The organism is Flavobacterium sp. (genome assembly GCF_044371705.1).
Lineage (GTDB): Bacteria > Bacteroidota > Bacteroidia > Flavobacteriales > Flavobacteriaceae > Flavobacterium.
Genome location: NZ_JBILTE010000021.1, coordinates 1 through 21,537, shown reverse-complemented (window position 1 = coordinate 21,537; position 21,537 = coordinate 1). Strand labels below are relative to the sequence as shown.

Here is a 21,537-nt window from a genome sequence, read left to right as displayed (position 1 = left end):
GAGGGACCGATTGTTCCTGAAAACAATGTAGTTGTTGAAGAAAAACAAGCCGAGAAAGGTAGTGAAGAACCAATGGTTCTGAAGAATGCTCCAAACTTACAACCCAATCAAAATAAAGCAGTTGCTACGCTGGTTTTTGATGAGAAAAAAAGTAAAAATTCGACGAATATCGATCCAAAAAAAGACCAAGTTTTAGATGTAGCATTAACAAAAACTGCTGTAAAGGAAGTTGAAAATTCAACCCAATCAACGATGCCAATCAAGATTAATCCGGAAACTCTTTTGGCAAACGTTGAAAAAGGAGAAGTACTAACAACCAACGCAGAAGTTTTGTCAACAGGCGTTAAAGTTGATGCCAGTTCATTGCTTTCATCGGTTGAGAAAGAAGTAGATGCGTCCTTCAGAGACATAGCCATTCAAACATTAAATAAAAATTACAAATCAGTAAAATCAATGTTGGCCAATAGAAATAGCCAATAATCACCGACTAAAACAATCAATCACGAACAGTTAAATTTTAAAATTATGCAAAAAATTATTTTTTATGTAGCCGTACTTTTATGCACTTTTGTTACCCAAATGTATAGTCAAAGTACTTTTGAAGAACAGGCGAAAGTGATCGCCCAAAACATTTCTAGAATCACTTCGGAGGAAAAAGATGCTCTGAAAAAAGAAGTCGAAGACATTAACAAATTGCTTGAAAGTGGGGCAATTAACGCAAGTGTTGCTGATGAACGTAAAATTAAAGCAGCGGAAGAGCGAGCAAAAAATATCGAGACCCGTGTGGCTCAAGAGCAAGCAAAACTTGACCTTTTAGTAAAAGACCAAGTGGAAGGTAAAATTGCAAGTTCATCCGACAGTGTAAGTACTTCCAAAAATAAAGTAGCCATTACTTGGGATTTAGATGATGACGATTTTGACAATTGGAGTTGGAAATCAAAAAATGAAAAGAGAACGACTTCGCAGTTTGTATTTGCTGTTGGTTTGAATAGTCTACTGACTGATGGCGATCATGATTCATTAGAAAACAGCGACTTTAAAACATGGGGTTCTAATTTCTTTGAATGGGGATTCACGATGAACACACGTTTGATGAAAAACCATAATTTACTTCATTTAAAATACGGTTTATCATTAATGTACAATAATTTACGGCCAACAGATAATCGTTATTTTGTAAAAAATGGAAATGTAACCGAGTTACAAACATTCCAAGATCACGACCTATGTGAGAATAAATTCAGAAATTCCATGATCGTATTGCCGTTGCATTTAGAATTTGATTTTACTCCAAAAACAATCGGCGATGATGGCGTAACTCGCTTTAAAACCCACAAAAGTGTTCGTTTAGGTTTAGGTGGATTTGCAGGTCTAAATTTTCAAACTACTCAAAAATTAAAATGGGAAGAAGATGATATTCGTATCAAATACAAACAAAAAGGAGATTTCAATGTCAATACATTTGTGTATGGTTTAAGTGGTTATTTAGGTTATGGTGCCACCTCAATTTATGTAAAATACAACTTGAATGAGTTATTTAAAAATAATCCGGTAGATCAAAACAACGTTTCTTTAGGATTGCGTTTCGATTTTAATTAAAAATTGAATTAGTTTTTTTAAAACCCTCCCAGAGTTTCATAACCTGTGAGGGTTTTTCTATGCAAAAACTTTGTAACTTTGAAATCTTAATTTTTTTAAGTGATTACACAAAACACGATCGATTTAGTATTTGAAACCGCCCGAGTAGAGGAGGTTATTGGCGATTTTGTGCAATTGAAACGTGCGGGAAGTAATCTGAAAGGATTGAGTCCGTTTTCCAATGAAAAGTCACCTTCGTTTATGGTGTCGCCCGTGAAGCAAATCTGGAAAGATTTTTCATCGGGTAAAGGAGGGAATTCTGTTTCTTTTTTAATGGAACACGAACATTTTTCCTTCCCGGAAGCAATTAGGTATTTGGCAAAAAAATATAACATTGAAATCGAAGAAACCATTTCGAGCGACGAAGACAAAGAAGTAGCCAATGAAAAAGAAAGCATGTACTTGGTTTCAGAATTTGCCCAAAAGTATTTTCAGAATACTTTGTGGGAAAGTGAAGAAGGCAAAGCGATTGGTTTTACTTATTTCAAAGAACGTGGATTTACAAACGACACGATAAAGAAATTCGGACTTGGATATTCTCCCAATCAATGGGATGCGTTTACAAAAGAAGCTTTGGGAAAAGCCTATAAATTGGAATTTCTGGAAAAGACCGGACTCACAATTGTAGGTGAAGACAAGCAGTTTGACCGGTTCAAAGGCAGAGTGATGTTTCCCATACAAAGCATGTCGGGACGCGTGCTGGGTTTTGGCGGAAGAATTTTAACAAATGACAAAAAAGCTGCTAAATATTTAAATTCACCTGAAAGTGAAATCTATCATAAAAGCAATGTTTTGTATGGAGTTTTCCATGCCAAACAAGCCATTGCTAAACAAGATAATTGCTATTTGGTTGAAGGTTATACGGATGTCATTCAAATGCAACAAGCCGGAATTGAAAATGTGGTTTCTTCTTCCGGAACAGCCCTGACTCCCAATCAAATTAGATTAATCAATCGATTAACAAAAAACATTACTGTTTTATTTGATGGAGATGCTGCCGGACTTCGTGCTTCCATTCGTGGAATCGATTTGATTTTGGAAGAAGGAATGAATGTCAAGGTATGCACTTTCCCTGATGGAGAAGATCCCGATAGTTTTGCCAAAAAAACACCGCACGATGAATTGCTGAAATATTTTGACGAAAATGCCAAAGATTTTATTCAATTCAAGGCTTCTTTATTGATGTTGGATGCTAAAAACGACCCAATAAAAAAAGCCGATTTGATTCGGGATATGGTTACAAGTATCTCTAAAATTCCGGACCGAATTAAAAAGGAGATTTATATCCAGGAATGTTCCCGAATAATGGATATTTCTGAGGATGTGCTTTTTAACACCTTGGCACAATTAGCTCAAAAGGACCTCTCGGAAGCAAATAAAAAGTTCAAACAAGACCAAAAAGCTTTTGAAGTTGTTAAAAGTGAAATCATCGATATTAATTCAATTAAACTCTTGCCAGATATTGAAAGAACTATTATTTCATTAGTTATACTTTATGGTAATATTGAAGTAGAATTCGATGAATCTTTTGACAAAATTAATAATGCAGGTAAAGAGATCACAGAAGTGGTTAAAGTAAAAAGAAAAGTTTTTGAAAAAATCTACCTTAGTTTACAAGAAGATGAAATTCAATTTTCAGATTCTGTGTTTCAAAAAATTTATGAGAATTTGATTTCTTCTTTTATTCAAAACCCCAATTTTAATGGAGTAATTATGATAAAGGGTTTAGAATCTGAATCAGATATGATTGTAACAGATATTCGTATGAATGAAGATAAATATGCACTGCATGGATGGCTGGATAAAAAAAAGGTTTTTGTAAAAGACAGAGAGGATGAAGAATCAATAAGAGAATTGGTTGATCAAACAATAGTTGCTTTTAGAGAAGTCTTAATAAAGAAAATTATAGACGAGTTATTGGAAAATGTGCTTATGGATGCGAGTGGATCTATTGAGGATGAAATAAAAATTGCCATAAAGGATTATGGAGGATTAAAAGCAAAAATGTCTAATAAAATAAAGAGAGTTAGAATTCAACCCATAATTAAAAAAGACCTCATTTGAGGTCTTTTTGTCTTTTATACAATCTCCAAAGTTTTGGCTTTGTTTACCAAATCTACAAGATTTGTAACGTTTAGTTTGGTGAGCAATCTTAGTTTGTAAGTACTGATTGTTTTTTCGTTCAGATTTAGAATTTTGGCAATTTCATTATTCTTTTTCCCATCACTTAAAAAACGCAAAACTTCAATTTCTCTATTAGATAGCTTTCTATATAAACGCTCGCTTTTATTTTGCTTTGCAATTAACGCAAGATTCTTTTTAATGACATCACTAAAAATAATGGCTCCGTTATTAACCTTCACAATGACATTTCCTAACGTTTCGAGTTTAGCTGTTTTGTGCAAATAGGCAGCAACTCCGGCTTTCATAGAATTGGGAGCATAAATGTTTTCAGATAAATTGCTAAAAACAACAACTTTGGTGTTTGGAAATTCTTTAATAATGTATTTGACCAGATTTAAACTGGTTAAACCTTCTAGCTCCAAATCTAAAACCAGAACATCTATGGGTTTGATTTTTAACAAATCCAGAATCATATTGTAATTTCCTACATGGCCAACGACGCTAATCTCGGCATGGTCCTTAAAATATGATTTCACCCCAAAGTGCACAACGGGTTGATTATCGGCTAAACAAACTTTAATCATAATTGGTGGTATTTATGTTAGACAATGATTAATATTTAATTTAGGGAGAATAAAGATACAATAATATTTTTGTTAAAATCAACAAAATGTTAAAAAAATACAGAATAAAATTATATTTCCCATAATTTTTTCGGGATTTTGCAAATAGGTATCGGATTCATTTTATGTTGATTAATTAAGTTTAAACGATTATAAATTCTAAAAACTTCCAACTTTCTGCCGTTAAAATCAGTGGTAGTTTTTCCGTTTTCAGATTCAGTCATCGCCCATTCTAGTTCGTCATAACTCGCTCCTAGTTGGTCTTCATCCGAACGGTCATCGCCAAAAAGCCCATCTGTTGGCGATGCGGTCATTATGGAAGAAGGAACATTTAAATAGGCTCCTAAAGCATATACTTCTGACTTCATCAAATCGGCAATCGGACTCAAATCAACGCCTCCGTCACCGTATTTGGTGTAAAATCCAACACCAAAATCTTCAACTTTATTTCCTGTACCGGTTACCAATAGTCCATGAATTCCGGCAAAATAGTATAAAGTTATCATGCGTAAACGCGATCGAGTGTTGGCCAAGGTCAGGTTTAAAGCCTGTTCATTAGAGGATGTTGGCACTTCTTTTTTAAAAGTTTCAAAAACATTCGATAAATCAACAGTCGTACTTTCTACATTTGGGAATCTCTTTTTTAATTGGGAGATATGTTCCTTTTTTCTAGCTACATGGCTTGCAGCTTGATGAATTGGCAATTCAACACATAGTGTTTTGAGGCCGGTTTGGGCACATATTGTAGACGTGACCGCACTGTCAATGCCTCCGGACACTCCCACAACAAATCCATTTACTTTTGCGTTTACAGCATATGTTTTGAGCCAATTGACAATGTGCTCATTCACTTTCTCAATAGTACTATTTTGAATTTTTTGGTTCATCTTGGTCTTAATTTAAAATTACGGAGTGTATATTTGCACGAATATTATTGAATGTAGTAAAAGTAAAAATAATTGATAGAATATCTTTATGCCAAACACCAGTTATTATTCAAATGTGATTAAAAAAGCGGCTTTTTTAATAGTGACACTATTTTTTGTAGTTTCCTGTACTAAAAAGAATAAAATTAATGAAGAAGTTGAAGCGGTTGAAGTAAATTTAGACATTGTTCGGTTCGATAAAATTTTCTATGAAACACCTGTTGAAGAATTTCAAACGATGCGGATGAAATTTTCAAGTTTTTTCCCTGAACAATTTGCAGATACAGTTTTTACAAATAAAATGACCGACCCGCTTTACAGAGAGTTGTATACCGAAGTTCAAAAAAAGTATGCCGATTTTAGTCCGGTTCAATCTGAAATTGAAGATTTATTCAGGCATATCAAGTTTTGTTTCCCCGAAAAGAAAACTCCTTCAAAAGTAACCACTTTGATTTCTGAAATGGATTATCAAAGTAAAGTGATTTATAACGATACCATCCTATTGATTTCGCTAGATTTATATCTTGGAAAAGACCATAAGTTTTATGAGTTTCCCGATTATTTTAAACAAACATTTGAGCGTTCGCAAATCATGCCGGATATTGTTTCCGATTTTTCATCAAGTGTTATTCAACCACCAACCGATAAAACATTGCTGGCTCAAATGATTTATTTTGGTAAAGAAATGTATTTAAAAGACATGTTTTTACCGGAGTATTCCGATTTTGATAAAATGGGTTATACAAAAGAGCAACAAGATTGGAGTTTGGCAAATGAAAATGAAATCTGGCGGTATTTTGTAGATCAAGGATTATTGTATGACACGAATAGCGACTTAGTACAACGTTTTATTGCTCCTGCACCTTTTTCGAAGTTTTATTTGGAAATAGATAATGAATCTCCCGGCAGAATTGGGGTTTGGATGGGATGGCAAATTGTTCGTTCGTTTATGAACAATAATGATGTATCACTAAAGCAACTCATGACCATGGATGCAAAAGAAGTTTTTGAACGATCTAAATACAAACCCAAAAAATAATGGCTACTAAAAAATCTGAAATAAAGTTTTTTGTTGAATTAGATGACAATAAAGTTCCTGAAAAATTAAGTTGGACCGCAGAAGATGGCGGTATAGAAGCAGAGGACTCTAAGGCAATTATGCTTTCCATCTGGGATCACAAAGTAAAAGAAACCATGCGAATTGATTTGTGGACAAAAGACATGCCTGTTGATGAAATGAAAATATTTTTTCATCAAACGTTAGTTGCTATGACTGATACTTATGAGCGTGCTACAACCGATCAAAAAATGGCAGATACTATGCGTGATTTCTGTGAGTATTTCGCAGAGAAATTAGAGTTGAAATCTTAAAAAGTCGACTGCTCTTTAAAAAAAGATTGGTTCACATCGTCTATGAATTCTAAAATAGTCTCTTTGCCTGTAGCTTCGGTTGAAGAAGTAACAAAATATTGAGGCATTTCTTCCCAACCATTGGCTAAAACTTGTTTGCGATAAGCGGCAATGTGTGAATCAACTTTTGTTTTACCTATTTTGTCCGCTTTTGTAAAAACGATGCAAAAGGGTACCTCTGTAACTCCTAAATAGTTGATAAATTCTAAATCTATTTTTTGAGCTTCCAAGCGAATGTCAATCAAAACAAAGGCACAAACCAATTGTTCTCTTTTTTCAAAATAATCAGTGATGAATTTCTGAAAAACTTCTTTCGTTTTTTTAGATACTTTGGCATAGCCATAACCCGGTAAATCTACCAAAAACCAGTTGCTGTTGATTTTAAAGTGATTGATAAGTTGTGTTTTTCCCGGTTTGGAGGAAGTTTTAGCCAGATTCTTATGATTCGTGAGCATATTAATCAAAGAGGATTTCCCAACATTTGATCGCCCAATAAATGCGTATTCCGGCAAGGGGTCTTTTGGGCATTTGCTCACTTCGGAGTTACTGATGATAAATTCTGCGGTGTTAATTTTCATATGCTAAAAAAAATCCCTTTTGAAAAAAGGGAATTATAATTTCGACTTTTGGAGCCATTCTAATAACAATCGGTTAAATTCATCCGGATGTTCCATCATTGCTGCATGACCACATTTGTCAATCCAATACAAATCGGAATTTGGAAGTAATTTGTCAAATTCTACAGCAACTTCCGGTGGTGTAACTTTGTCATTTTTACCCCAAATAATACACGTTGGTGTCGTCATTTTTGGTAAATCTTTTGCCATGTTGTGACGAATCGCACTTTTAGCGATAGTCAACGTTTTTATCAATTTTATGCGATCATTTACGGTGTTGTAAACGTCGTCTATAATTTCTTGTGTAGCAATTTTAGGATCATAGAACACATCTTCTGCTTTTTTTCGTATGTATTCATAATCACCTCTTTTTGGATAGCTGTCACCCATGGCACTTTCATACAAACCTGAACTTCCTGTAATCACCAATCCGGCAACTTTATCAGGATACATTTTCGTGTGATACAAGCCAATATGACCGCCTAAAGAATTGCCTAATAAAATGACTTTATCATAGCCTTTGAAAGTGATAAAGTCCTTTACATATTTTGAAAAAGCTTTAACGTTTGTCTTAAGGATGTTTTGCGTATAAATAGGCAACTCAGGTATTACTACTTTGTATCCTTTGGTCGGAAAAAAATTAGCTACACCGTCAAAATTACTTAAACCTCCCATTAATCCGTGTAAAACGATAATTGGAGTTCCTTCGCCTGCTTCAAAATAGGAGTACTTCCCTTCTTTTTTAAAGTTTTCTGTCATCAAAATCGAATTATGCAATTGCACACAAATATATGATTTTAAAGAATAAAAAAAGGTATCCGATTATTTATTTGGAATTCTTTTACTACAAAATGCTAATCTCCTATTATTCAGCTTAAAATGTTAAATAGCTTGCTTTTTTGCTGGTGCTCCAAGTTGCGGTTTTTATGTCTTTTATTGCAGATTTTGCAACAGAATTGCTTAATCTCATCCTATTTTTTTTGAATAACGCGTATTGGTTGATTTTTGTTAAAAATAATTTAAAATTTCAAAATCATAATTTTCGGCAAATAAAGTTCTAAAGTGGTAAAACTTATTAACAAAGTGGTATTTTGTGGTAAAATGTGGTAATATATTTTATATTTTTGCTACAGAACTATCAAATTTTTAACTGCTTGAATACCATTATTGGAACATATGAATGTAAGGTCGATGCGAAGGGGAGACTGCTGTTGCCGGCTCCTTTGAAGAAGCAATTGGTCGCCTCATTACAAGAAGGTTTCGTTTTGAAACGTTCGGTGTTTCAACCTTGTTTGGAGTTGTATCCCATGGCAGAATGGACGGTGTTGATGAATAAAGTGAACAAACTCAATCGGTTTGTGAAAAAGAATAATGACTTCATTAGGAGGTTTACAGCAGGTGTAAAAGTGGTTGAAATTGACAACTTGGGCAGATTGTTAATCCCAAAAGATTTAGTGGTGTTTGCATCTGTTTCAAAAGATATTGTGTTGTCTTCAGCGGTGAATATTATTGAGATTTGGGATAAAGATTTATACGAAAAGTCAATTGACAATGCAACTGTTGATTTTGCAGATTTAGCCGAAGATGTAATGGGTAATGTAACAGATGATAATGATGGAGTATCATAATCCGGTTTTATTGAAGGATTCTGTGGACGGTTTAAAAATTAGGCCCGACGGTATTTATGTAGATGTCACTTTTGGAGGTGGAGGACATTCCAAAGAAATTCTTAGTTGCTTAGGCCCAAACGGGAAATTATTTGCATTTGACCAAGATGAAGATGCATTGAAAAATGCGATACCGGATGACCGCTTTCAGTTAATCCATGAAAATTTCAGATTCATCAAGCGATTTTTAAGGTTTTATGGGATAAAAGAAGTAGATGGAATTTTAGCAGATTTAGGTGTTTCTTCCCACCAGTTTGATGTTCCTGAACGTGGATTTTCAACAAGATTTGACTCTGGTTTAGATATGAGGATGAGTCAGCGAGGCGATTTGAATGCGTATCATGTAGTGAATGATTACGACGAACAAACTTTGAAAAAAGTTTTTTTTGATTTTGGTGAGCTCAAAAATGCAAGTGCAATAGCAAATACAATTGTCCTTGCCAGAAAAGAACTACCAATAAAAAATTCGGAGCAGCTAAAAACAGTTCTGAAAAAGTTTTTACCCGAACATAAAAGTCATAAAATATTAGCACAGATTTATCAAGCAATACGTATTGAGGTCAACCAAGAAATTGAAGTTTTGAAAGAATTTTTGGAACAATCCTTAGATATTTTAAAGCCCGGAGGAAGATTAAGTGTGATTTCCTATCACTCTTTAGAAGATAGATTGGTGAAACGATTCATGCGAAACGGACTTTTTGAAGGAGAACCGGAACGCGATTTTTTCGGCAATTTCTCTGTTCCTTTTACAAATGTTGAAAAATTGATTGTCCCTACAAATAGTGAAATTCATGCCAATAACAGAGCTCGAAGTGCAAAACTGAGAATCGCAGAAAAAAAGTAAGATGAACGGAGGAGTCTACAACATATTAAAAGCAAAATTTCTCGTGAATGAAGACGCTTCAAAGAACTGGAAGTTTATAGTTTTTTTGATTGTTTTAGCGATGATCATGATTAATAATATTCATCGATACGAAAAAAAAGTATTTCAAATTGTCGAATTAAATAGAGAAGTAAAAGAATTGCGATCAGAGTTTGTAGACCGACGCTCGGAGTTGATGAAATTGAAAATGGAAAGCACTATTTCTACAAAAATGGAAGAACGCAAAATTTATCCTTCCAATGTTCCGCCAACAAAAATTAGAGTGGTAGAACCGAAGCAAAAAACATGGATTGAAAAGGTATGGCAGTAGATAGTAAACATATTTCTTACAGATTGTATTTGGCGGCCTTTGTGGTTTTCCTGATTGCTGTTGCAATAGTTGTAAAACTATCAAACATTCAATTGGTTGAGGGCGATCATTATCGCAAACTTGCCAAGGATCGAACGGTTAAAAACATTGTGATAGAGGCAAACAAAGGAAATATTTATTCTTCCGACGGCAGTTTATTGGCTACATCCATTCCAAATTATAACATCCGTTTTGATGCAATTGCTTCAAAGAAAGAGGATTTTGACAAATTAGTACAGCCTTTGTGTGATTCCTTGTCGGTGATGTTTAATAAACCAAGTCAGTTTTACAAATCCGATTTGCTTCGGGCTCGTGCCAATAAAAACAGATACTACTTATTAGCTCGCAATCTCAGTTATACAGAATATATGCGACTTAAAAAATTTCCTCTTCTGGATAAAGGTCCGTACAAAGGGGGAATTATTACTGAACAACGAACCGTAAGAGAACATCCGATTGGATTAGTAGCAGAAAGAACCATTGGTTATGAAAGAATTATGCCAAATGGAAAACCGGATGGTAAAGGAATTGAGTGGGCTTTTAAAGAACATTTAGATGGTACCGACGGAAAAAGACTCATGCAGAAAATGGCCAAAAATCAATGGAAGCCTATTCGCGATGAAAATGAAGTAGAACCAAGAGACGGATATGACATCATTTCTACGATTGATGTTTACATTCAAGATATTGCTCATCATGCATTATTAAAACAATTGGAGTTTTATGAAGCAGACCACGGTTGTGTAGTAGTTATGGAAACTAAAACAGGCCACATCAAAGCCATCTCAAATTTAGGAAGAGACCCAAAAGGAAATTATACTGAACGTGTTAATTATGCGGTAACTGAATCTCACGAACCCGGTTCTACTTTTAAAGTTGTTGATTTAATTGCTTTGTTTGAAGATAAATTGGCTGATTCAAGTTTTGTATATGATTCTAATGGTGGTGAAATTACTTATTACAACAGAAGAGTTAGAGATTCCAAAAAAGGCGGCTACGGAAAAATTTCATTGGCTCGCGGTTTTGAATTGTCATCCAATACTATTTTAGTTCAAGCAGTTTACAACAATTATAAAGACAACCCAAAAAAATTCATGGGTCATATCAATCGAATGAAATTGAATGAACCTCTTGGACTGCAAATTAAAGGAGAAGGAAAACCGGTGATTCCGCAACCCGGTGATAAAACTTGGTACGGAACGACATTGCCTTGGATGGCTTATGGTTATGGTGTTTCAATGACGCCTTTGCAAACTTTGACGCTTTATAATGCTATTGCAAATGATGGCGAAATGGTAAAGCCCTTGTTTGTTAGTGAAATCAAAGAATGGAACAAGACTATAAAAAAATTCGACAAAGAAGTAATAAATCCAAAAATAGCTTCTCAAGAAACGCTTGATAAAATTAGAGCTATTTTAGAAAATGTCGTCAAAAGAGGTACGGGTTCAAAACTGTATTCGAAAGATTTTTCAATGGCAGGTAAAACAGGAACCGCACAAGTAGACTATGCAAATAAAGAAAATCTTTATTATGCTTCTTCATTTGTTGGGTATTTTCCAGCAGATCAGCCTAAATATTCTTGCATTGTTGTCATTCATAAACCAAGTACATCCAAAGGATATTATGGAGCCGATGTTTCAGGACCGGTTTTTAAACGGATTGCCCAAAAAGTATTTACCGATTTGCCTTCAACCAATGAGATAAAGAATTTAAAGAAAAGCAATTCGGTTCAGGATGCCAATTATGAAAAGTATTATTCAGTTTTAAATAAAGAATTACACACTGTACCCAATGTGAAAGGAATGTCAGGAATGGATGCAGTGGCACTTTTAGAAAATTTAAAAATTAAAGTAAAAGTGATTGGAATTGGCAAAGTAAAAAGCCAGTCCATTCAACCCGGCGAACCATTGCAAAGAAACAGTACAATCCTATTAGAATTATCGTGATTACTCTAAAAGACATATTATATAAAGTACGGATTGAAGCTGTCAAAGGTTCAACAGATATCGCTATCAATAATTTGGAGTTCGATTCCAGAAAAATTGAAATGAATGATGTTTTTGTTGCCATTCGTGGCACGCAATCCAATGGTCACGATTTTATTGAAAAGGCATTAAATTTAGGTGCAATTGCTGTAGTTTGCGACACTTTTCCGGAAGTCATTGTCAATGGTGTAACATACATTCAAGTAAAAGACACTAATCTAGCCTTGGCTTATTTGGCTTCCAATTTTTATGAAAACCCTTCTAAAAATTTGAAGTTGATTGGGGTAACCGGTACCAATGGAAAAACTACAATTGCCACCTTATTGTATCAACTATTTAAAAAAGCAGGTTTTAAAGTTGGATTGTTATCTACTGTAAAAATTTTAGTGGATGAGGTAGAATTTCCGGCCACACATACAACGCCGGATTCGATTACTATAAATCACTATTTAAGCGAAATGAATAAAGCTGGAGTGGAGTACTGTTTTATGGAAGTCAGTTCACACGGAATCCACCAAAAACGTACCGAAGCTTTGCATTTTGTGGGCGGATTGTTTACTAATTTATCACACGATCATTTAGATTATCATAATTCGTTTGCGGAATACCGCGATACAAAAAAATTATTTTTTGATTATTTACCAGCTAACGCATTTGCGATCACCAATAATGATGATAAAAATGGCAGTTTGATGCTACAAAATACTAAAGCAAAAAAAATCACTTACGCTTTAAAATCATATGCGGATTACCGCACCACCATTTTAGAAAATCAGTTGAGTGGTTTGCTTTTAAAAATTGACGAACACGAAGTTTGGGTCAAATTAATCGGTTCTTTCAATGCCTACAATATACTGGCAATTTATGCTATTGCAGTTGAATTAGGTTTAGATAAATTGGAAGTTCTGCGATTGTTGTCGGAATTAGAAAGTGTTTCCGGACGTTTTCAATTTGTAGTTTCCAATCAAAAAATTACTGCAATTATTGACTATGCTCATACCCCGGATGCTTTAGAAAATGTATTAGGAACAATCAATGATATTCGAACAAAAAATGAGCAATTAATCACTGTGGTGGGTTGTGGAGGCAACAGAGACAAAGCAAAGCGGCCAATCATGGCAAAAATTGCCACCACTCTCAGCGATAAAGTGATTCTGACTTCTGACAATCCGAGAAATGAAGACCCAATTGATATTATTCAAGAAATGGAAAAAGGTGTAGAGCCTCAAAATCATAAAAAAACACTGTCAATTGTTGATCGATTTCAAGCAATTAAAGTGGCAACACAATTGGCAGGACCTAATGACATCATATTAATTGCCGGCAAAGGTCATGAAACCTATCAGGAAATTAATGGAGAACGTCATCATTTTGATGATATGGAAACCATCAAAGAACTTTTTGTACAAATGAATAAATAGACATTATGTTATACTACTTATTTGATTACTTAGACAAAACAGTAGATATTCCCGGGACTGGAGTATTTCAATACATCACCTTCCGATCGGGGTTAGCTGTGATTTTGTCCTTATTGATTTCAACTATTTACGGAAAAAAAATCATTGAGTTTTTAAGAAATCAGCAAGTAGGTGAAACTGTCAGAGAATTAGGGTTGGCAGGTCAGACTCAGAAGGCAGGAACACCTACCATGGGTGGTTTGATAATCATTTTAGCAACGTTAATTCCAGTTTTACTATTCGCAAAATTGGATAACATTTATATTGTTTTGCTAATTGTAACCACTCTTTGGATGGGAACTATCGGTTTTATTGATGATTACATCAAGATTTTTAAAAAGGATAAAGAAGGTCTAAAAGGCAGATTTAAAGTAATTGGGCAAGTTGGTTTAGGATTGATAGTTGGCAGCGTGCTGTATTTTCATCCGGGTGTGACTGTTCGCAAGGATACGCAACGGACAAATATCATGTCGGAGTCCAATCAGACGATGGTTCAAGCTGCCGCAGAAGAAAAATCTACTGCTACCACTATTCCTTTCTTTAAAAACAACGAATTTGATTATGCCGATTTACTTTCGTTTATGGGCGATGGTTTTCAAGACTATGCTTGGTTGATATTTATTCCTATTGTTATTTTTATCATCACTGCAGTTTCCAATGGAGCCAATTTAACCGATGGAATTGATGGTTTAGCAGCGGGAACTTCTGCCATTTCGGTCTTAACACTCGGAATTTTTACATTCGTTTCAGGTAATATAATATTTTCCAATTATCTCAACATCATGTATATACCTAATGCGGGTGAGATGACCGTGTTTATTTCTGCTTTTGTAGGATCGCTCATTGGGTTTTTATGGTACAACAGTTACCCCGCAGCAGTTTTTATGGGCGATACAGGAAGTCTAACCATTGGTGGAATTATAGCAGTGATTGCAATTGCCATCAGAAAAGAGCTTTTAATTCCCATTATCTGCGGAATTTTCTTAGCAGAAAATCTATCTGTGGTAGTTCAAGTGGCTTATTTCAAGTATACCAAAAAGAAATTTGGCGAAGGCAAACGTATTTTCTTGATGTCGCCTTTGCACCACCATTATCAGAAAAAAGGCTATCACGAAAGCAAAATTGTCACCCGATTTTGGATTGTTGGAATCATACTCGCAATTCTTTCAATCGTAACCTTAAAATTAAGATAAGATGCGATTGGTGATACTGGGAGGAGGAGAAAGCGGTGTGGGAACAGCCATTTTGGGAAAGAAGAAAGGATACGATGTTTTTGTGTCCGATTATGGGAAGATTAAAGAAAATTATAAAGAAGTTCTTTCAATTAACGGCATTAAGTGGGAAGAAGAGAAGCACACAGAAAAGAAAATTCTAAACGCTGATCTAGTCATGAAAAGTCCCGGAATACCTGATAAAGTAGAAATTGTAAAGAAGTTGCATCAAAACAACATTCCGGTCATTTCGGAAATTGAGTTTGCGATGCAATACACAAGTGCTGTAACGATTGGGATTACCGGAAGCAATGGAAAAACCACCACCACGATGCTCACCTATCATTTGCTTAAATCAGGAGGTTTAAATGTGGGTTTGGCTGGAAATATAGGAAAGAGTTTTGCATGGCAAGTAGCCGACGAAGACTTTGACGTGTACGTACTGGAGATAAGCAGTTTTCAATTGGATGGGATTGTGAATTACCGGCCCGATATTGCCATTATTACAAACATTAGTCCCGATCATTTGGATCGGTACAACTATAAATACGAAAATTATATTGCTTCAAAATTTAGAATTACAATGAATCAAACAGCAAAGAATTATTTGATTTATGATGCGGATGATGAAACGATACACAATTGGTTACAAAATAATAAAACAAAAGCTCAATTAATTCCTTTTTCATTGCTGCATAAGCCTGAACAAGGAGCATTTATAAACAAAGACATTATGGAACTCTACATCAACGAAGAAGAATTTTCAATGGAAACCAAAGACATCGCCTTGGAAGGTAAACACAATTTGAAAAACGCAATGGCAGCAACATCGGTTGCTCAATTAATGCGAATCAGAAAGCAAACCATCCGCGAGAGTTTATCCAATTTTCAAGGGGTAGAACACCGTTTGGAAAAGGTTTTGAAAATTCAAAATGTACTTTACATCAATGATAGTAAAGCAACAAATGTAAATGCTACGTTTTTTGGTTTGGATAGTATGACTAGTCCCACTATTTGGATCGTAGGAGGCGTTGACAAAGGAAACGATTATTCTGAATTGATGTCATTAGTGCGTGAAAAAGTCAAAGCAATTGTTTGCTTAGGTATAGATAATACAAAGATTATTGAGGCTTTTGGGGATGTCGTAGATGTAATGGTTGAAGTCGCAACTATGAACGACGCGGTTCGTATGGCTCAACGTTTGTCTGAAAAAGGCGATACAGTTTTGCTGTCACCGGCTTGTGCCAGCTTCGACCTTTTTGAAAACTATGAAGATAGAGGCAGACAGTTTAAACAAGCAGTTAGAAATTTATAAAAGTTTATTCTAGTAATGAAAACCATAGTAAATCATATTAAAGGAGATAAAGTCATTTGGGCACTAGTGGCCTTATTGGCCTTGTTTTCATTTATGCCGGTTTTCAGTGCAAGTAGTAATCTAGCTTATGCCGGACACGGAACCGGAAACACCTTAGGTTACCTAATTAAACATTTGGTGCATTTGGGATTAGGATTTTTTATCATTTATCAAGTACATCGAATTCCTTTTCATTATTATCGAAGTATTTCTTGGCTATTGTTGCCTTTTATTTGGGTGCTTTTGGCCTACACTTTATTCTTTGGAGTGGAAAAAGGGAATGCCCGACGATGGGTTGAAATTGGAGGTATTTCGTTGCAGCCGTCTACTTTTGCGTTTCTGATTTTGATCATTTTTGTAGCAAGGTATTTATCCAAAACGCAGAAGGAGCCAATCACTTTTAAATCCTCATTTATTGAATTGTGGATACCTGTAGGGTTAACGATGTTATTAATTTTGCCCGCCAACTTTTCATCCGCTGCTTTTATGTTTCTAATGGTAACTATGTTGGTTTTTATTGGAAAGTATCCTTTAAAATATTTAGGAATTGTTTTTGGAATGGGAATTTTGATGTTTTCAGTATTTATAGGAACGGCCAAAGTTTTAAAAGCAGTTAATCCTGATAAAGTACCTAGTTTGTTTCAACGGGTTGATACTTGGGAAAGCAGAATCACTCGATTTACAAACGATTCTATTAACGATCCGGATGAAGTGTATCAAATAGAACGAGCCAAAACAGCTATTGCAACAGGCGGATTGTATGGTTTAGGTCCCGGTAAAAGTGTGCAAAAGAATTTTTTACCACAATCATCTTCCGATTTTATTTATGCAATTATTGTGGAAGAATTTGGCCTTTTTGGAGGTATCGCTATCATCCTTATTTAGAATTGTTGTGGCAGCTCATCGAACAGAAAATTTATTTGGAAAATTAGTCGTCGTTGGATTAGGTTTTCCTATTGTTTTTCAAGCGATGGTCAATATGGGTGTGGCGGTCGAATTATTTCCAACCACAGGCCAAACATTGCCTTTAATAAGTAGTGGAGGTAGTTCTATTTGGGTAACATGTATTGCTATCGGAATTATATTAAACGTGACAAAAAAGGATGACGAAATAGCTGCTGAAAATGCAGATAAAGCTAAAAGAGAAGCAGCTCTTCAAAAAATGATTGATAAGCAAATTGAAGAAGATGAAAAGGGAGAAAAAGCAGAGAAAGAAGAGGTTGAAGATTATTCGATTGTTGACAATCCAATGAACGCAGTTTTAAATAGATAAGCCATGGAAAATTTAAAATTTATTATCAGTGGAGGCGGAACAGGAGGACATATCTACCCTGCAATTGCGATTGCTGACGAATTAAAATTTCGATTTCCCGATTGTGAAATATTATTTGTGGGAGCAAAAGATAAAATGGAAATGCAAAAAGTGCCTCAAGCGGGTTATCCTATTGAAGGACTTTGGATTTCGGGTTTGCAGCGAAAAATGACTTTGCAAAATATTTTATTCCCCATAAAAGTACTGGATAGTATTTTAAAAGCAAAAAAAATCATAAAAAAATTTAAACCGAATGTGGTGATTGGAACCGGTGGTTTTGCATCTGGACCTTTATTAAAAGCTGCAGCTGGCATGAAAATACCAACTGTCATTCAAGAACAGAATTCCTATCCCGGAATTACCAATAAATGGTTAAGTAAAGATGCCAAAGTTATTTGCGTAGCCTATGAAAATTTAGATCGGTTTTTTCCAAAAGATAAAATCGTGATGACCGGAAATCCGGTTCGGCAGGATTTGATTTTTATCGATGAGAATACAGAAGATGCGGTGACTTATTTTGCTTTGGATGCTTCAAAAAAGACCTTGCTGGTTTTGGGAGGTAGTTTAGGAGCACGAAGAATCAATCAGTTGATGGCGAAAGAATTGCAGTCAATTTTAGCTTTGGATATGCAAATTATTTGGCAATGCGGGAAATTATATTTTGAAGAATACAGTCACTTTAACGAAATTCCAAATGTAAAAGTGGTGTCGTTTATTGACCGAATGGATTTGGTTTATGCAGCTGCCGACATCATTATTTCAAGAGCCGGAGCATCATCTGTTTCAGAATTGTGTTTGGTAGGAAAGCCGGTCATTTTTATTCCTTCACCTAATGTGGCTGAAGATCATCAAACAAAAAATGCAAAGGCAATTGCTGATAAAAAAGGAGCGATTTTAATTAAGGAAACCGATTTGGACAATCAATTTCTGGAGACTTTTTCCAAATTAATTTCTACTACTAAAAAGCAACAGAAACTAGGTAAAAAAATAAAAAAATTGGCGAAGCCAAATGCAACACAAGATATCGTTCAACAAATTATAAAATTGATAAAAAAATAAATTAGTTAGTTCAAAATAAATGAATCTTAATCAAATACATAACGTTTTTTTTATCGGAATTGGAGGCATCGGCATGAGTGCTTTGGCTCGCTATTTCAAGTTGATTGGAAAAAATGTTTCCGGTTATGACAAAACACCTTCCACTTTAACCGATGAGTTAATGGCAAGCGGAATGTCTATTCATTTTGAAGACCGTATTGATTTGATTCCGGCCGATTTTTATATTGAAAATACTTTAGTGGTTATTACTCCGGCCGTCCCTTCGACACATTCGCAGTGGAATTACTTTTTGGAACGCGACTTTACAGTAAAAAAACGTGCAGAAGTATTGGGAATCATTACTAAAGACACCTATTGCTTTGCAGTTGCCGGAACGCATGGAAAAACTACGACTTCCAGTATTTTAGGTCATATTTTATATGAAAGTGGGGCAGATGTTACATCCTTTTTAGGGGGAATTGTTGAAAATTACAACTCAAATTTAATAGGATCCGGTAAAACCATCACTGTTGTAGAAGCGGATGAATTTGATCGTTCCTTTTTGTATTTGCATCCCAATATGGCTTGTGTGACCTCTATGGATGCAGATCATCTAGATATTTATGGCGATTCTTCTGCAATTGAAGCATCATTTTTAGAATTTGCTAATAAAGTAACCAATAAAGATTTTGTTTTAGTTCCAAAAGGAGTTCCTTTAAAAGGAAAAACGATAGCCATCAACCAAGAAGCCGATTTTCAAGCACACAATATAAGAATTGAAAATAGCGAGTATGTGTTTGATGTTCAAACGCCAGTTGAAACTATAGTTAACATTAAATTCAGTTTGCCCGGCAGACATAATTTAATGAATGCTCTCATGGCTTTGGCAATGGCAAAAACGTATGGCACCCCAACCGCCGACATTGTTAAAGCTTTGAGATCATTTAAAGGAATTAAACGTCGGTTTTCATTTCAGATTAAAACTGATAACTTGGTGTATATTGACGATTATGCCCATCATCCAACGGAAATTAATGCAGTGCATCAGGCAGTAACCGAGTTGTATCCCAATCAAAAAGTCTTGGCTGTTTTTCAGCCGCATTTGTTTAGTAGAACCAGAGATTTTGCAGATGATTTTGCTAAAAGTTTATCAGCTTTTGATGAAGTTTTGTTATTGGATATATATCCGGCACGTGAACTTCAGATGGAAGGAATTACTTCCGAATGGTTATTGTCAAAAATGACTCAAAAAAATAAGAAATTGATTTCAAAAAATGATTTAATTCCTGCCCTATTAATTAGTGAAGCAACTGTTTATGTAACCATTGGTGCGGGAGATATTGGCGAACTTGTTCCATCTATTAAAAAAGCGTTGTATGAAAAGACATTTTAATTGGACAAATCTCCGTTTGGTTCTTATTTTATCTATGGTTGTGTTTTTGTACTCGTTTTCATCCATAAGAAATGAGCAACGAAAACTGTTAAAATCAACGATAGAATTTATAGGAAAAGAGCAGCTTTTTGTGACGCATGAAACGGTTAATAAATTGTTAATAGAAAATAATAAAGATGCTTCAGCTATTAGGAAAGTTGCTTTAGATTTGAATAGTTTGGAAAAGTCTATCAATAATCACGAGATGATTGAAAAATCAGAAGTGTTTGTGAGTGTTGATGGCGTGCTGAAAGCAGTTGTAAAACAAAAGACACCTGTAGCAAGGGTTGTATCAAGTCAAGAATCCTACTATCTTGATTATATGGGTACTAAAATGCCTTTGTCAGAAATTCATACAGCACGTGTTCCGTTAGTTATTGGAAATATTACTAACGAAAACAGCGAATTAGTAAACGAGTTATTTCGATACATCCATGCGGATGAATTTTTGAAGAAAAACATCATTGGAGTTGAAATTTTACCGAGTGGTAGCGTAAAAATGAAGAACAGAAATTTTGATTTTACGATTGATTTTGGAAAAATCATCAAAATCGAAGAAAAATTTAAAAACTATCAGGCCTTTTATCAAAAAGCTGTTCAGGATAAAACGATTGAAAAATATAAAAACATTAACCTAAAGTTTACACAACAAGTGGTTTGTACAAAATAGGAACGTATGGAAAATCAAAATATCGCAGTAGGTTTAGATATTGGAACTACAAAAATTGTAGCAATGATTGGCAAGAAAAACGAGTATGGTAAACTCGAGATTCTTGGCGTTGGGAAATCTAAAAGTCTTGGTGTACACCGTGGCGTGGTAAATAATATTACACAAACTATACAGTCTATTCAGGCCGCAGTTGCCGAAGCAGAAGAAAATTCCGGCTACAAAATCAAAGATGTAGTTGTCGGAATTGCAGGTCAACATATCCGCAGTATTCAGCACAGTGATTACATCAGTAGAAGCAATGTGGAAGAGGTAATTGGTGATAAAGATATTGAGCAATTAATCAACCAAGTACATAAGCTGGCTATGTTGCCGGGTGAAGAAATTATCCATGTTTTGCCACAAGAATTTAAAATTGATGGTCAATCTGAAATTAAAGAGCCTATCGGAATGTACGGAGGACGATTGGAAAGTAGTTTTCACGTAGTAGTTGGTCAAGCAGCATCCATTAGAAATGTTGGCAGATGTATCCAAAGTTCAGGAATTGAATTATCCGGATTAACATTAGAGCCTTTAGCTTCTGCAGATGCCGTTTTAAGTCAAGAAGAAAAAGAAGCCGGTGTGGCTTTGATCGATATAGGTGGCGGAACAACCGATTTAGCCATTTTTAAAGATGGAATTATTCGTCATACAGCAGTAATTCCATTTGGAGGAAATATCATTACTGAAGACATAAAGGAGGGTTGTTCAATTATTGAAAAACAAGCCGAATTACTAAAAGTAAAATTTGGATCAGCTTGGCCCGGAGAAAATAGAGACAATGAAATTGTTTCTATCCCCG

20 protein-coding genes and 1 pseudogene are annotated in these 21,537 nt (G+C 35.0%); 17 read left to right on the top strand and 4 right to left on the bottom strand.

Annotated features, from left to right (window positions below):
* From ACIQ2S_RS02850 to dnaG, 3 genes are all read left to right on the top strand, one after another.
* The coding region (locus tag ACIQ2S_RS02850; RefSeq protein WP_396172590.1) for a hypothetical protein at positions 1-480 on the top strand (480 nt) is incomplete at its 5' end.
* Between the two features lie 45 nt (positions 481-525).
* Complete coding sequence (locus ACIQ2S_RS02845; RefSeq protein ID WP_396172589.1) at positions 526-1,599, top strand: cell envelope integrity protein TolA; 1,074 nt, start codon at positions 526-528, stop codon at positions 1,597-1,599.
* Between the two features lie 99 nt (positions 1,600-1,698).
* Positions 1,699-3,702, top strand: a complete 2,004-nt coding sequence (dnaG, locus tag ACIQ2S_RS02840) for a DNA primase (protein ID WP_396172588.1) — start codon at positions 1,699-1,701, stop codon at positions 3,700-3,702.
* Between the two features lie 14 nt (positions 3,703-3,716).
* Here the strand turns inward: dnaG and ACIQ2S_RS02835 are convergent, their stop codons facing one another.
* Both ACIQ2S_RS02835 and nadE read right to left on the bottom strand, forming a co-directional pair.
* Positions 3,717-4,346, bottom strand: coding sequence for a LuxR C-terminal-related transcriptional regulator (locus ACIQ2S_RS02835; protein WP_396172587.1), 630 nt, complete (start codon positions 4,344-4,346; stop codon positions 3,717-3,719).
* A gap of 110 nt (positions 4,347-4,456) precedes the next feature.
* Positions 4,457-5,272: an NAD(+) synthase gene (nadE, locus tag ACIQ2S_RS02830; RefSeq protein ID WP_396172586.1), complete on the bottom strand. Its 816-nt coding sequence runs from the start codon at positions 5,270-5,272 to the stop codon at positions 4,457-4,459.
* Positions 5,273-5,360: 88 nt separating this feature from the next.
* Between nadE and gldB the strand changes: the two genes are divergently transcribed.
* Both gldB and gldC read left to right on the top strand, forming a co-directional pair.
* A complete protein-coding gene (gene gldB / locus ACIQ2S_RS02825; protein WP_396172585.1) occupies positions 5,361-6,350 on the top strand; it encodes a gliding motility lipoprotein GldB in 990 nt (329 codons plus the stop codon).
* Positions 6,350-6,682, top strand: a complete 333-nt coding sequence (gene gldC / locus ACIQ2S_RS02820) for a gliding motility protein GldC (RefSeq protein WP_396172584.1) — start codon at positions 6,350-6,352, stop codon at positions 6,680-6,682. Before gldB ends, gldC begins: the two co-directional genes overlap by 1 nt.
* Here gldC and yihA read toward each other — a convergent pair.
* Complete coding sequence (yihA, locus tag ACIQ2S_RS02815) at positions 6,679-7,299, bottom strand: ribosome biogenesis GTP-binding protein YihA/YsxC (protein ID WP_396172583.1); 621 nt, start codon at positions 7,297-7,299, stop codon at positions 6,679-6,681. The two genes, gldC and yihA, sit on opposite strands and share 4 nt — an antisense overlap.
* Positions 7,300-7,332: 33 nt before the next feature.
* Positions 7,333-8,097, bottom strand: coding sequence for an alpha/beta fold hydrolase (locus ACIQ2S_RS02810; protein ID WP_396172582.1), 765 nt, complete (start codon positions 8,095-8,097; stop codon positions 7,333-7,335).
* Between the two features lie 395 nt (positions 8,098-8,492).
* Between ACIQ2S_RS02810 and mraZ the strand changes: the two genes are divergently transcribed.
* The 12 genes and pseudogenes from mraZ to ftsA form a co-directional block, all read left to right on the top strand.
* Entirely contained in the window at positions 8,493-8,966 is a 474-nt protein-coding gene (gene mraZ, locus ACIQ2S_RS02805; RefSeq protein WP_396172581.1) for a division/cell wall cluster transcriptional repressor MraZ, read from the top strand.
* Entirely contained in the window at positions 8,953-9,849 is an 897-nt protein-coding gene (gene rsmH, locus ACIQ2S_RS02800) for a 16S rRNA (cytosine(1402)-N(4))-methyltransferase RsmH (RefSeq protein ID WP_396172591.1), read from the top strand. The genes mraZ and rsmH overlap by 14 nt, the downstream gene beginning before the upstream one ends.
* Position 9,850: 1 nt before the next feature.
* Entirely contained in the window at positions 9,851-10,198 is a 348-nt protein-coding gene (locus ACIQ2S_RS02795) for an FtsL-like putative cell division protein (RefSeq protein ID WP_396172580.1), read from the top strand.
* A complete protein-coding gene (locus tag ACIQ2S_RS02790) occupies positions 10,189-12,183 on the top strand; it encodes a penicillin-binding protein (RefSeq protein ID WP_396172579.1) in 1,995 nt (664 codons plus the stop codon). Before ACIQ2S_RS02795 ends, ACIQ2S_RS02790 begins: the two co-directional genes overlap by 10 nt.
* Complete coding sequence (locus ACIQ2S_RS02785) at positions 12,180-13,643, top strand: UDP-N-acetylmuramoyl-L-alanyl-D-glutamate--2,6-diaminopimelate ligase (protein WP_396172578.1); 1,464 nt, start codon at positions 12,180-12,182, stop codon at positions 13,641-13,643. Before ACIQ2S_RS02790 ends, ACIQ2S_RS02785 begins: the two co-directional genes overlap by 4 nt.
* 5 nt (positions 13,644-13,648) lie before the next feature.
* Positions 13,649-14,875 carry a phospho-N-acetylmuramoyl-pentapeptide-transferase gene (mraY, locus tag ACIQ2S_RS02780; RefSeq protein WP_396172577.1) on the top strand — a complete coding sequence of 409 codons (1,227 nt, stop codon included), beginning with the start codon at positions 13,649-13,651 and terminating at the stop codon, positions 14,873-14,875.
* A gap of 1 nt (position 14,876) precedes the next feature.
* Entirely contained in the window at positions 14,877-16,208 is a 1,332-nt protein-coding gene (murD, locus tag ACIQ2S_RS02775; RefSeq protein WP_396172576.1) for a UDP-N-acetylmuramoyl-L-alanine--D-glutamate ligase, read from the top strand.
* A 15-nt stretch (positions 16,209-16,223) separates the two neighbouring features.
* A pseudogene (locus ACIQ2S_RS02770) lies at positions 16,224-17,520 on the top strand (FtsW/RodA/SpoVE family cell cycle protein).
* 3 nt (positions 17,521-17,523) lie between these two features.
* The gene (gene murG / locus ACIQ2S_RS02765) at positions 17,524-18,618 is read left to right on the top strand and encodes an undecaprenyldiphospho-muramoylpentapeptide beta-N-acetylglucosaminyltransferase (protein ID WP_396172575.1); all 1,095 of its coding nucleotides are present in this window, start codon (positions 17,524-17,526) and stop codon (positions 18,616-18,618) included.
* A gap of 19 nt (positions 18,619-18,637) precedes the next feature.
* On the top strand, positions 18,638-19,990 hold the full coding sequence (murC, locus tag ACIQ2S_RS02760; RefSeq protein ID WP_396172574.1) for a UDP-N-acetylmuramate--L-alanine ligase: 1,353 nt from the start codon (positions 18,638-18,640) through the stop codon (positions 19,988-19,990).
* On the top strand, positions 19,974-20,699 hold the full coding sequence (locus tag ACIQ2S_RS02755) for a cell division protein FtsQ/DivIB (RefSeq protein WP_396172573.1): 726 nt from the start codon (positions 19,974-19,976) through the stop codon (positions 20,697-20,699). Before murC ends, ACIQ2S_RS02755 begins: the two co-directional genes overlap by 17 nt.
* A 6-nt stretch (positions 20,700-20,705) precedes the next feature.
* A partial coding sequence (gene ftsA / locus ACIQ2S_RS02750) for a cell division protein FtsA (protein WP_396172572.1) occupies positions 20,706-21,537 on the top strand: 832 nt, incomplete at its 3' end.